At 36.4% G+C, this 13,051-nt stretch carries 14 protein-coding genes; 10 read left to right on the forward strand and 4 right to left on the reverse strand.

The genetic code is table 11. The features are described 5' to 3' along the window. Positions 1-101: 101 nt before the first annotated feature. From miaB to groL, 7 genes are all read left to right on the forward strand, one after another. A complete protein-coding gene (gene miaB / locus P164_RS10935; RefSeq protein WP_028376426.1) occupies positions 102-1,547 on the forward strand; it encodes a tRNA (N6-isopentenyl adenosine(37)-C2)-methylthiotransferase MiaB in 1,446 nt (481 codons plus the stop codon). Between the two features lie 10 nt (positions 1,548-1,557). Continuing rightward, positions 1,558-2,811, forward strand: coding sequence for a sigma-54 interaction domain-containing protein (locus tag P164_RS10940; RefSeq protein ID WP_028376427.1), 1,254 nt, complete (start codon positions 1,558-1,560; stop codon positions 2,809-2,811). A 21-nt stretch (positions 2,812-2,832) separates the two neighbouring features. Then, the gene (locus P164_RS10945; protein WP_028376428.1) at positions 2,833-3,351 is read left to right on the forward strand and encodes an LptE family protein; all 519 of its coding nucleotides are present in this window, start codon (positions 2,833-2,835) and stop codon (positions 3,349-3,351) included. Then, a complete protein-coding gene (locus tag P164_RS10950; RefSeq protein WP_028376429.1) occupies positions 3,352-4,287 on the forward strand; it encodes a hypothetical protein in 936 nt (311 codons plus the stop codon). It abuts the gene before it with no gap. A 52-nt stretch (positions 4,288-4,339) separates the two neighbouring features. Next, positions 4,340-4,687 carry a preprotein translocase subunit SecG gene (gene secG / locus P164_RS10955; RefSeq protein WP_028376430.1) on the forward strand — a complete coding sequence of 116 codons (348 nt, stop codon included), beginning with the start codon at positions 4,340-4,342 and terminating at the stop codon, positions 4,685-4,687. 146 nt (positions 4,688-4,833) lie between these two features. Beyond that, a complete protein-coding gene (groES, locus tag P164_RS10960; protein ID WP_028376431.1) occupies positions 4,834-5,109 on the forward strand; it encodes a co-chaperone GroES in 276 nt (91 codons plus the stop codon). A gap of 72 nt (positions 5,110-5,181) precedes the next feature. After that, positions 5,182-6,819 carry a chaperonin GroEL gene (gene groL / locus P164_RS10965; protein WP_028376432.1) on the forward strand — a complete coding sequence of 546 codons (1,638 nt, stop codon included), beginning with the start codon at positions 5,182-5,184 and terminating at the stop codon, positions 6,817-6,819. 77 nt (positions 6,820-6,896) lie between these two features. Here groL and P164_RS10970 read toward each other — a convergent pair whose 3' ends face one another. From P164_RS10970 to xrtF, 3 genes are read right to left on the reverse strand one after another with little or no spacing between them, the layout of a single operon-like run. Continuing rightward, the gene (locus tag P164_RS10970) at positions 6,897-7,436 is read right to left on the reverse strand and encodes a DUF3347 domain-containing protein (protein WP_051621335.1); all 540 of its coding nucleotides are present in this window, start codon (positions 7,434-7,436) and stop codon (positions 6,897-6,899) included. 37 nt (positions 7,437-7,473) lie between these two features. Next, positions 7,474-7,908 (reverse strand): exosortase F system-associated membrane protein, encoded by a 435-nt coding sequence (locus P164_RS10975; protein ID WP_028376433.1) that lies wholly within the window; start codon positions 7,906-7,908, stop codon positions 7,474-7,476. Next, entirely contained in the window at positions 7,905-8,447 is a 543-nt protein-coding gene (xrtF, locus tag P164_RS10980) for an exosortase family protein XrtF (protein WP_028376434.1), read from the reverse strand. The genes P164_RS10975 and xrtF overlap by 4 nt, the downstream gene beginning before the upstream one ends. 39 nt (positions 8,448-8,486) lie before the next feature. Here xrtF and P164_RS10985 point away from each other — a divergent pair, with 39 nt between their 5' ends. Beyond that, positions 8,487-8,948: a GAF domain-containing protein gene (locus P164_RS10985; RefSeq protein ID WP_028376435.1), complete on the forward strand. Its 462-nt coding sequence runs from the start codon at positions 8,487-8,489 to the stop codon at positions 8,946-8,948. A gap of 78 nt (positions 8,949-9,026) precedes the next feature. Here the strand turns inward: P164_RS10985 and P164_RS10990 are convergent, their stop codons facing one another. Next, positions 9,027-10,280 (reverse strand): ABC transporter permease, encoded by a 1,254-nt coding sequence (locus P164_RS10990; protein ID WP_028376436.1) that lies wholly within the window; start codon positions 10,278-10,280, stop codon positions 9,027-9,029. 138 nt (positions 10,281-10,418) lie between these two features. Here P164_RS10990 and purH point away from each other — a divergent pair, with 138 nt between their 5' ends. Together purH and P164_RS11000 are read left to right on the forward strand one after the other, a co-directional pair. Beyond that, positions 10,419-11,945: a bifunctional phosphoribosylaminoimidazolecarboxamide formyltransferase/IMP cyclohydrolase gene (gene purH / locus P164_RS10995; RefSeq protein ID WP_028376437.1), complete on the forward strand. Its 1,527-nt coding sequence runs from the start codon at positions 10,419-10,421 to the stop codon at positions 11,943-11,945. 69 nt (positions 11,946-12,014) lie between these two features. Continuing rightward, positions 12,015-13,043, forward strand: coding sequence for a rod shape-determining protein (locus P164_RS11000; RefSeq protein ID WP_028376438.1), 1,029 nt, complete (start codon positions 12,015-12,017; stop codon positions 13,041-13,043). Positions 13,044-13,051: the final 8 nt, after the last annotated feature.

Here is a 13,051-nt window from a genome sequence, read left to right on the forward strand (position 1 = left end):
CATCACTTTACTAATGAATTTAAATTTCGGTCTAATGACACTTTGTCACAAGTTGAGTTAATCGTATCTTTGCCCACTATTTTTAGGAAGCAGACCGTATTATGGAGAAAGTTATAGACGAAAATAAACAAGGAGAAACACTGGTTTTAGAACCTCAAAAAACAAATACTAAAAAGCTTTTTATTGAAAGCTACGGTTGCCAAATGAATTTTAGCGACAGTGAGATTGTTGCTTCTATACTTGCAGATCAAGGTTACAACACCACCTCAAAGCTTGAGGACGCAGATCTTGTACTTGTAAACACCTGCTCTATACGTGATAAAGCAGAGCAGACCGTACGCAAACGTCTTGAAAAATATAATGCCGTAAAGAAAATAAACCCGGCTATGAAAGTAGGCGTGCTGGGTTGTATGGCAGAACGCTTAAAAAGCAAATTTTTAGAAGAAGAGAAAATCGTAGACCTTGTTGTAGGCCCTGATGCCTACAAAGATTTACCTAACTTATTAAGCGAGGTTGAAGAAGGTCGTGATGCAATAAATGTTATTCTTTCTAAAGAAGAAACGTACGGCGACATAGCACCTGTGCGTTTACAAAGTAATGGTGTTACAGCTTTTGTGAGCATCACCAGAGGTTGTGATAATATGTGCACCTTTTGCGTAGTACCTTTTACCAGAGGACGCGAACGCAGCCGTGACCCTCAAAGTATTATTGAAGAAGTTAACGATCTTGCCTCGAGAGGCTTTAAAGAAGTCACTTTATTAGGACAAAATGTTGACAGTTTTTTATGGTATGGCGGCGGTCTTAAAAAAGATTTTGACAAAGCGAGCGAGATGGCGCAGGCAACAGCGGTTAACTTTTCTGGCTTATTAGCTCTTGTAGCAGAGGCTCAACCTAAAATGCGTATTAGATTTTCAACTTCAAATCCTCAGGATATGACGTTAGATGTTATACGTACTATGGCTAAATATGATAATATTTGCAACTATATACACCTGCCGGTGCAAAGCGGAAGTGATCGTATTTTAAAAGAAATGAATCGCCTACACACAAGGCAAGAATACTTTGACCTAATAGATAATATACGTGAAATAATGCCAGATTGTGGTATATCTCAAGATATTATTACCGGGTTTCCTACGGAAACGGAAGAAGATCATCAAGACACATTAAGCTTAATGCGTTATGTAAAATATGACTTTGGTTTTATGTTTGCCTATAGCGAGCGTCCCGGAACAATGGCAGCTCGTAAACTTGAAGATGATATCCCGTTAGAGGTAAAAAAACGACGCCTTGCCGAAGTCATCGCATTGCAATTAGAACACTCACACCACAATACTAAAAAACAGGTAGGCCGCGTCGTTGAAGTTCTTATTGAAAAAGAATCTAAGAAAAGTGACGCAGAATGGTCTGGTCGTAATTCTCAAAATACAGTAGTTGTGTTCCCAAAAGAACATTATAAAATAGGCGACTTTGTAAACGTAGAAATTCTTTCGTGCACCACTTCTACTCTTTTAGGTAAAGCTGTAGGTTATTCTTCAAACAATTAATTAATAGTTAATGGAATCAGTTCACGCTATAAAACAACGTTTTGGGATCATTGGAGATGACCCCAAACTCAATCGTGCGATTGAAAAAGCGATACAGGTAGCCCCTACAGATATTTCGGTTCTGGTTACCGGTGAAAGTGGTGTAGGTAAAGAAAGTATTCCACGCATAATACATTCATTATCGCACCGCAAGCATAATAAATACATCGCTGTAAACTGTGGTGCTATTCCAGAAGGCACTATAGACAGCGAGCTTTTTGGTCACGAAAAAGGAGCTTTTACAGGAGCAACTTCAACACGTAGCGGTTATTTTGAAGAAGCAGACGGCGGAACCATATTTCTTGATGAAGTTGGTGAGTTGCCACTACCTACTCAGGTACGTCTCCTTCGGGTTTTAGAAAATGGAGAGTTTCTAAAAGTAGGTTCTTCAAAAACTCAGAAAACAGATGTACGCATTGTAGCAGCAACAAACGTAAAAATGTTTGACGCTATTAATCAGGAACGTTTTAGAGAAGATTTATTTTACAGATTAAGTACTGTAGATATAAATCTTCCGCCTTTGCGAGAACGTAAAGAAGATATTCATTTACTTTTTAGAAAGTTTGCTTCAGACTTTGCTAATAAGTACAAAATGCCAACAATACGCCTCGAAGACGATGCTATAAACGCGCTTTTAAAGTACCGCTGGAGTGGTAATATTAGACAGCTGCGCAATGTAGCCGAGCAAATTTCTGTATTAGAACAAAACAGAAGTATTACGTTAGATAAATTACGTCATTACTTACCCGATACAGGCTCAAATTTACCAGCTGTGATAGGCTCTAAAAAGAGTGAAAGTGATTTTAGCAGTGAGCGTGAAATTTTATATAAAGTTCTTTTTGATATGAAAAGTGACCTGAATGACCTTAAAAAATTAACGCTTGAGTTAATGGAAAAAGGTAATAACGCTAGCGTTCAGGAAGAAAACAAATCACTTATTAAAAAAATATACAGCGAAGACGAGACAGATGCCTACGAGAGCGCAGAAGATATCACCGAAGTTTTACAACTTCCGCAAGAGTCTGCTGCTAAATCTTCTCTTGCAGACAAGTATCATTTTGCAGAAGATGTAGAAGAAGAAGAAACCTTATCGCTACAGGAAAAAGAGTTAGAGCTCATTGAAAAATCGCTAGAACGTCACAGCGGCAAACGCAAAGCAGCGGCAAAAGAATTAGGAATTAGCGAGCGCACTTTGTACAGAAAAATTAAACAATACGATCTTTAAAAGAGGTTATTTAAACAACTTATGAAAAAACTTCAAATAACACTTCTTTTATTAAGCTGCTTTTGTTTTAACAGCTGTGGTTTTTATTCATTTACTGGTATTTCTATTCAACCGGGAACTGAAAGCTTTTATGTAAGTTTTTTTCAAAACAACGCTCCTATTGTAGAGCCTGGTATTGACAGAGATTTCTCATTTGCTCTTTCTGATTTAATTCAGAACCAAACTAGCCTAAATCTGGCTACAAATGCTGCTAATGCAGACTTAATATATGAAGGTGAGATTGTTGATTATTACATAGCTCCTCAAACAGCTACATCAGATAACCTTGCAGCTCAAAACAGATTAACCATAGTTGTTTTGTGTAGATTTACCAATACTAAAAAAGAAGATGGCAGTGATGACTTTGAAAAGCGATTCTCATTTTTTGTAGACACACCCGGTAATTCTCAATTAGTAGGCAGTGCTTTAGATAGCGCAATCGCAGAAATTTTTGAGCGTATTACTCAAGACATTTTTAATGAATCGCTTGCAAACTGGTAAATGAACACCTTAGATTTTACATATCTTTTAGAAAATCCTGATACAATTACTCCGGAGCAAACCTCAGCATTAAATGAGGTAGTAAAAGAGTATCCATACTTTCAGGCGGCACGAGCACTTTACTTAAAAGGTTTGAAAAATCAGGAGAGTTTTCTATACAACAATCAGTTAAAAAAAACAGCTGCTTATACTCAGGATCGTACCGTTCTATTTGATTACATTACTTCAGAAAATTTTAATCAAACAGCTATAAGCGAGCAAATAAAAGCTCAGGAAGAGCAACTGCGCGATATGCCTGTGCACGACCTTATTGATATTTCAGCAGAATTAGATGCTGAAGAAATCGCGAAGGCCAATCAGGTATTATCAAGTGATTTTTTTATTCCGAAGGAACAACCTCAAGAAAGTATAGAAGACAATGATATACAGGCCACTGAAAAGAAGTTACAAATAGGAAAACCTTTAGAATTCACAAAGAGTGAGACTCACTCATTTAGCCAATGGTTAAAGATAACTTCATTTAATAAGATTGACAGAACCGAAAATTCTGACTCTCCTACTGAAAAATCTAATACACCCGAAGAAATAAAGCTAGACTCAAAACCTACGCAATTTGTTTCTTTTTCAGAAGTTCAGGAGGATAGTGAAGATCCTGATCGCATACGTAGATTAGAATTAATCGATAAATTTATTGAAACAAACCCTAAGATAAAGGTAAAATCTCCTGAAGAAGGGTTTAAAAAACAAGATCTACAAAGTGATTTTCAGCCTAATGAAAGCTTAATGACAGAGACTCTAGCGCGAGTTTACGTCGAGCAAAAGAATTATCAAAAAGCAAAGCAGGCATATAAAATTTTATGTTTGAAATATCCGGAAAAAAGTGGTTTCTTTGCAGACCAAATTCGGGCAATAGTTAAATTGCAAGAAAATAAATAATAAATTGCGGCACATTTAAATTTTGAAATCCGCCTTTATAAAGCCTTAAACTATGTTTTTAATATTTTTAGTTTTAATCGTAATTGTAGCATTTTTACTTATTGTTGTTATAATGGTACAAAACCCAAAAGGTGGTGGTTTATCTTCTTCTTTTGGAGGAGGCGGAACACAACAAATAGGTGGTGTTAAAAAAACCGGTGACTTTTTAGATAAAAGTACCTGGGGACTTGCTACTATTTTACTTGTACTTATTTTAATCTCTAACGTTACAATTTTTGGCGGAGGTAATTCTTCTGAGTCAAAAGTAATACAGGGAGAAGATGTTGAGAATATAATGCCTGTGCCAGATGCTACCACTCCTGCAACAGCAGCACCCGCAGAAGATACAGAATCAAACTAAATGACATTTTAGTCATATATAAAATATAAAGACCGCATTTATGCGGTCTTTTTTTTGTCTTTTTGTCAGCCAAAGTCTGGTGGCATAATTTCTGCCTTACAGGCTACATCATTACGAACTTTATTAACTAAAAAATTTATATTAAAATGGGAGTAAACATTAAACCACTTTCAGACCGTGTTTTAGTAGAGCCTACAGCCGCTGAAACAAAAACAGCATCTGGACTTTATATTCCGGATACAGCTAAAGAAAAACCACAACAAGGTAAAGTTATAGCGGTAGGAAATGGAAAAAAAGATCACGATATGACCGTTAAGGTAGGTGATACTGTTCTTTACGGTAAATATTCTGGTACCGAATTAAAATTAGATGGTACAGATTACTTAATAATGCGTGAAGATGATATTCTTGCGGTTATCTAATAACCTGATTTTCTTCTATTAAATAACAATTATATTTTTTCGCAGTCGCGAAAATTTTAAATAAAATTTACAATGGCAAAAGAGATAACATTTGACATCTCAGCAAGAGATGGTATTAAACGCGGTGTTGACGCACTAGCAAACGCAGTAAAAGTAACATTAGGCCCTAAAGGTCGTAACGTAATCATTAGTAAATCTTTTGGTGCTCCTCAAGTGACTAAAGATGGGGTTACGGTAGCCAAAGAAATTGAGCTTAAAGATCCTTTAGAAAATATGGGAGCTCAGATGGTTAAAGAAGTTGCTTCTAAAACTAACGATCTAGCTGGTGACGGTACTACAACTGCAACAGTACTTGCTCAGGCAATTGTACAGGAAGGTCTTAAAAACGTTGCTGCGGGTGCAAACCCAATGGACTTAAAGCGCGGGATAGACAAAGCTGTTGAGGCTATCACAAAAGATCTTGCTTCTCAAACTAAAGAAGTAGGTAACTCTTCAGAAAAGATAAAGCAGATCGCAGCTATTTCTGCAAATAACGACGATGTAATAGGTGAACTAATTGCTGAAGCTTTTAGTAAAGTAGGTAAAGAAGGTGTAATTACTGTTGAGGAAGCAAAAGGTACAGAGACGTATGTTGATGTAGTTGAAGGTATGCAGTTTGACCGTGGTTATTTATCACCATATTTTGTTACAGATAGTGAAAAAATGCAAACTGAATTAGAGAATCCTTATATCTTATTATTTGATAAAAAGATCTCTTCTATGAAAGATTTATTACCAGTACTTGAGCCGGTAGCGCAGTCTGGTAAGCCATTATTAATTATTGCAGAAGATGTAGACGGTGAAGCACTTGCTACTTTAGTTGTAAATAAATTAAGAGGAGCACTTAAAATTGCTGCTGTTAAAGCTCCAGGTTTTGGTGATCGTCGTAAAGCTATGTTAGAAGACATTGCGATCTTAACAGGTGGTACTGTTATTAGCGAAGAGCGTGGTTTCACGTTAGAAAATGCTACTATAGATATGCTGGGCACTGCCGAGAACGTGACTATAGATAAAGACAACACGACAATCGTAAATGGTTCTGGTGATAAAGACGGCATTAAAGGTCGTATAAACCAAATCAAAGCTCAGATCGAATCTACAACTAGCGACTATGATAAAGAAAAACTACAGGAACGTTTGGCTAAATTAGCCGGCGGTGTTGCTGTGCTTTATGTAGGAGCTGCTTCTGAAGTAGAAATGAAAGAGAAAAAAGACCGTGTAGATGACGCTCTTCACGCTACACGTGCTGCTGTAGAAGAAGGTATTGTTGCTGGTGGTGGTGTTGCTCTTGTACGTGCAAAACGCGCTTTAGAAAATCTTGAAGCTATTAATGCAGATGAAGCTACAGGTATTAAAATTGTAGCAAAAGCAATTGAAGCCCCTTTACGTACTATCGTTGCAAACGCAGGTGGTGAAGGTTCTGTAGTTATCGCTAAAGTAATAGAAGGCGAAGAAGATTATGGTTATGATGCTAAAACAGATACCTATGTAAATATGCTTTCTGCTGGTATTATAGACCCTAAAAAAGTAACACGTGTGGCTCTTGAAAATGCTGCATCTGTTTCTGGTATGATCTTAACTACTGAGTGCGCATTAACTGATATCCCAGAAGAAAATGCCGGTGGTGGAATGCCAGGTGGTATGGGTGGCGGTATGCCGGGAATGATGTAAACATCAATTTTTAAATATTAAAAAAGCCCTTCAGTGAATTCTGAAGGGCTTTTTCTTTATATAAATGTATTTAAAAATTAATTTATTTCTTCACTTACTGTTCCGCAATTTAACATCACATCACCAAAATAAGGGTTGTAAACTTTCTTCTCATTAGAAATCCAGTATGCACCTTTACCATCAAAGGCCATTGGGCAATATTGATAGTAGAGTGTGCCGCCAGAAATATTTTCTTCTACAAAGGTTTTTACTCCAGAAGTTAACTTTTCAAAATGCGCACGCTGTTTATTAATATCTTTGGTATTTGCTATTGCCTGAGCTTCTTCTCTTAAATCTGCCTCTACTTCTACAGCCTCCATACTTGATATCATTTCTTCTGCTGCATTTTGGGCGGCTTCAGAATCTGTATTCACAAGAGCAGTCTTCAACTTATTATAGTTATCATATACACTTGTTACCTCATCGTTTTTAAATTTAGCATCTCGTTTTGCTCCGTTATAAACTAGTTTACCTGTGCTCGATTCACTACCGGAAACGGTTACTGTTTCCTGATTTTTTTTGCTTTCGCCGCAGGCTAAAATCAAAAAGGAACTCAGTACTAAAAATAATTTCTTCATATTGTAAATTACTATTTAACCCAAATATACAAATAGACTAGTTGCTGCGCAGCTTTTGATAATAAAAAGCAGGTAATAATATTAAAAGTAACATAGGCTGAATTAAAAATCTTCTTACATAAAACAAGGGGAGTTCAAACGATACTTGGTATTGGGCAATTAAGAAATAGAAAGTTATAATTAGCAACCCAAATAAAACACCATAGATTAGAATGAGTATCTTAAGTAGTTCGTTTTCTCGAAAAAGTAACTTTAATATACAAATAGAAATTATAGAATTAATCCAAAAGCGAATGCTGATAGAAAAAAGCATCTTAAAAATATCTAACTGAGGTAATGATCCTGAATTCAAGTAATCCTTTTCAAAAAATAACAGTAAAGGATCATAAAACAAGTGTTGCTGAAAATAACGCATAGCCACAAGTATTAAAAAAAGAAACACTACCACCAGAACAAGAACTATTTTTTTCAAGAGGATATTTTTTTAAATCGCTTTATCCAAAATAGCCAAAGTAAAACTACGGTACCATAAATAATTGCTGGAAATACTACATCATGAAGTATCCTACTGTATTCAGGGATTTTATATAAGCCTATACTTATAATAACAATCCGCAGCACATTAATACCATAGATAAGCAGACTACCTAGAATAAAAAATACCGTAGTTTTTTTAAATCCCTGATAAAAAGAAAACACAAAAGCGGTAAACAGAATTATTACGCTCACCCCATTACACCCCTCTACCACACGTACTACAAAATAATCTTCTACAAAAAGCTTCATAGATGCTTCCTCAGAATGCGGCTCTATAAAACTTGAGTAGTCAGTTATATTAATAAGCCAATTACTTTGCACTGCTACCTGATGGGTTACATAATCAGGATAATGCGCTATAGAAAACTCTTGTTTTAAGTAAATTGCATAGCCAACACTAAGCACCACATACACTCCTAAAAATGTAAGGATAAATAGAAGTACCGACTTATATTTGCGAATTAAATCTAACAATCTGATAACGGTTATTGACCGGTCTAAAATACAAGAAAAATGACTTTTGAAACTCTAAAACCTCAAGTATCGCAAATATTAGATAGCGCAAGCTTATCTGTTGAACAACGACTGCAAGAAGTATGCGACCTTCTCAAAGAAACTATAGCTCATTATGACTGGGTAGGATTCTACTTCAAGAATGGTGATAAAGACGAACTCAAATTAAGTTCATACGCGGGAGCACATACAGATCACACCATTATTCCTTTTGGAAAAGGCATTTGCGGACAGGTAGCCGTTTCTAATCAAAATTTTGTGGTGCCTGATGTAAATGCACAGGACAATTATATCGCTTGTAGCATTACCGTAAAAGCAGAAATTGTTGTTCCATTATTTGTAAACGGAAAAAATATAGGTCAGATAGATATTGACTCTAACACTCCAGATCCTTTTACTGATGCAGACGAACGGTTTTTAGAATGGGTAAATGTGCAAGTCGCTAATATATTAGAAGCTTAAGTTTAAAAGAATTTATAAAAAAGAGCCTGCTTTATCAAATGATAAAGCAGGCTCTTTTTTTTGTATTTGTACTCCTACTTACATACCAGTACGTATCGCTTCAACAGGATCTAATCGTGAAGCCATTAATGCAGGAACAATACCGGCAATAAGGCCAATTATAACAGAACTAAACAAACCCGCAAAGATATTTCCTGCGGAAAGAATAAACTCAAAGTCACCGGTAAATTGCGATGCTATAATTGTAATAATCCAAACTAAACCAAGACCTATGAGTCCACCTATAGTTGCTAAAATTATAGACTCAAATAAAAATTGAAGCAGTATAAACCTGTTCTTTGCACCCAGTGCTTTTTGAATACCTATAAGATTTGTGCGCTCTTTAACACTCACAAACATAATATTTGCGATTCCAAAACCACCTACAAGCAGAGAGAATAAGCCTATAAAACCACCTATAGTCGACATGGTACCGGTTATATTATCTATAAGATCTGTGAACCCTGACAATTGATTGATGAAAAAATTATTTACATCGTCTGGCTTTAAACCACGCAGCTGTCTTAGCCGTTGCGCAAGTACTGCATTAAACTCAGGTATATCTACACCAGAAGCCGGCTTAATAACTATAGAAGGAAAAGCAGATTTATTATTGCTCCCATAGATACGCCGCACCACATTTACCGGTAAGATTGCAGAACCATCTTTTGAAGGACCAAAGAGGCTGGTTCCTTCTTTCTCAAGAACACCTATGACTGTAAAGCGTTGTCCATAAAGACGCACTTCTTTACCTATAGGATTTAAGTTACCAAACAATCCATCAGCAATCTCATCTCCTAAAACAATTACTGGCGAACCGCTATTAGACTCAGATTCATTAAAAAACCGTCCCTCTTTTAATTTAAGAGATTCAATATTATAATAACCTTCGGTAACAGGTGCAATGCCAACTCCTGTAACCAGCTTATCACCATATTTAATAGATTCTGCCCGAACATTTAAGCTGTATGAAACAGCATCAACATCAGGCACATTTCGTTTAATATATTGATACTCCTCATAGCTTACATCAGGAAACTGCTCCCGTTTCCACTGGGGAATTTCCGAAGGCCCAAAAGAAAAACGCATTAAGATAATAGTACTGTTATCTAATGAAGACAAACTGCCTTTGATCTCCTGTTTTAATGAATCTACCGCAGCTAAAACCCCGATGATTGAAAATATTCCTATGGTTACACCCAGTAGTGATAGCAGCGTACGCAACTTATTATTACGCAGTGCATTAATCGCAAATGCGAGACTTTCTTTTAATACCCTAAGATAAATGAGCATAGATGTGTGTTAACATGAACGACCATAGGACGTATAATTGTCTTGAACGTTACAAATTTAAGCTAAGAAAATACAACAATTATCAACTCCTCTTAAGGGTTTAATTCATACTTTTGCAGCCAAATAAAAAAATTCTTCATGAGTACTGCCATAAAAGCTAAAGCCGCACTAATTTCAGTTTTTAGTAAAGAAGGTCTTGAACCACTTATAAAAAAGTTTAATGAATTAGGTATCACCCTTTATTCTACGGGAGGTACCGAAAAATTTATTCAGGATCTAGGTGTTCCGGTAGTACCTGTAGAAGAGGTTACTTCGTACCCTTCAATTCTAGGTGGAAGAGTTAAAACATTACACCCTAAAATTTTTGGGGGTATACTTAACCGTCAGGACCACGAAGGTGATATTTCTGAAATGGCAGAATATAACATTCCGCAATTAGATATTGTAATTGTTGACTTGTACCCATTTGAAAAAACAGTTGCCTCAGGAGCTTCAGAACAAGATATTGTTGAGAAAATTGATATAGGTGGTATTTCATTAATACGCGCTGCTGCTAAGAATTTTAAAGACACGTTATGCGTTTCTTCTGTAGATGATTACAAGGAAGTACTTGAACTGGTAAGTGCAAATGAAGGCACTACTACACTGACAGACCGCAAACGTTTTGCCGCAAAAGCCTTTAATGTTTCCTCACACTACGATACTGCAATATTTAACTACTTTAATGAAGAAGAAGTAGTTTACAAAGCAAGCTATACCGAAGGAAAAACATTACGATATGGTGAAAATCCGCATCAAAAAGGAACATTCTTTGGCGATTTTAATGCAATGTTTGATCAACTTCACGGAAAAGAACTTTCTTATAACAACCTGTTAGATGTTGACGCTGCTGTAAATTTAATGGCAGAATTTAAAGATGAGAATCCCACGTTTGCTATTTTGAAACACAATAACGCGTGTGGTTTAGCTCAACGAGAAACAATTCACCAGGCATATGTTGATGCTTTAGCGGGAGATCCTGTTTCAGCCTTTGGTGGAATTTTAATATCAAATACAGAAATCGACAAAGCAACAGCAGAAGAGATTCATTCTTTATTTTGTGAGGTTGTAATTGCTCCCGGTTTTTCTGAAGAAGCTTTTGAAATTTTAAAAGGAAAGAAAAATAGAGTTCTTTTAGTTCAGAAACCTGTAGCGTTACCTAACGATCAGGTAAGAAGTTGTTTAAATGGTATTTTAGTTCAGGATAAGGATGCTATCACAGACAGCCTTTCTGATCTTTCTACAGCCACAGACAATAAACCTACAGATCAAGAGTTAAGTGATCTAATATTTGCTTCAAAAATCTGTAAGCACACAAAATCAAATACTATTGTATTTGCAAAAGGAAACCAGCTTTACGCAAGTGGTACTGGCCAAACTTCTCGTGTAGATGCATTACGCCAGGCAATAGATAAAGCGGTTGCTTTTGGTTTTGATTTAAAAGGAGCGGTAATGGCAAGTGATGCATTTTTCCCGTTTCCTGACTGTGTTGAAATAGCAGATAAAGCGGGTATCACAGCGGTTATTCAACCCGGCGGATCTATAAAAGATCAGTTGAGCATAGATTATTGCAATGCTAATAATATTGCTATGGTAATGACCGGAACAAGACATTTTAAACACTAATTAAGACGAAATTTTTCAGTACATTTAAGACTAACCTGATTATCATATTTCACTCTCACTTTACATCCTATGGGCTTTTTTGATTTTCTAACTGAAGAGATAGCGATTGACCTCGGTACCGCAAACACTCTTATAATACATAACGACAAGGTTGTTGTAGACAGCCCTTCTATTGTTGCCAGAGATCGCGTTACTAATAAAATTATCGCTGCCGGAAAAGAAGCTGCAATGATGCAGGGTAAAACACACGAAAACATTAAAACAATACGTCCTCTTAAAGATGGTGTAATTGCAGATTTTGATGCTAGTGAGCAAATGATAAGCATGTTTATTAAAGAAATTCCTGCGCTTAAGAAAAGGCTTTTTGCTCCTGCATTGCGTATGGTAGTTTGTATCCCTTCAGGAATCACAGAGGTTGAAATGCGTGCTGTAAAAGAAAGTTGTGAGCGTGTTAACGGTAAAGAGGTATTTCTTATACACGAGCCTATGGCAGCCGCTATAGGTATAGGTGTAGACATCATGCAACCTAAAGGTAACATGATTGTTGATATAGGTGGTGGTACTACAGAAATTGCAGTAATTGCTTTAGGAGGTATTGTTTGTGATAAATCTGTAAAAATTGCAGGTGACGTATTTACAAATGATATCATATACTATATGCGCACCCAACATAACCTCTATGTAGGAGAACGTAGTGCAGAAAAAATAAAGATTCAAATAGGTGCAGCGACCGAAGATTTAGAAGTTCCACCAGAAGATATGAGTGTACAGGGTCGCGACCTCCTTACAGGTAAACCTAAACAGGTTTCTATATCCTACAGAGAGATTGCTAAAGCATTAGACAAATCTATATTACGCATAGAGGATGCCGTAATGGAAACGCTTTCGCAAACGCCCCCAGAACTTGCTGCAGATATTTACAATACTGGTATCTATTTAGCAGGTGGTGGTAGTATGTTGCGCGGGTTAGACAAACGTTTATCTCAAAAAACAGACTTACCGGTTTATATTGCTGAAGATCCTTTACGTGCCGTTGTGCGCGGTACAGGTATTACGCTAAAAAACCTGGCTAAGTTCAAGAGTATTTTTGTAAAATAATTAGGGTA

It is taken from the genome of Leeuwenhoekiella sp. MAR_2009_132, from assembly GCF_000687915.1.
Lineage (GTDB): Bacteria > Bacteroidota > Bacteroidia > Flavobacteriales > Flavobacteriaceae > Leeuwenhoekiella.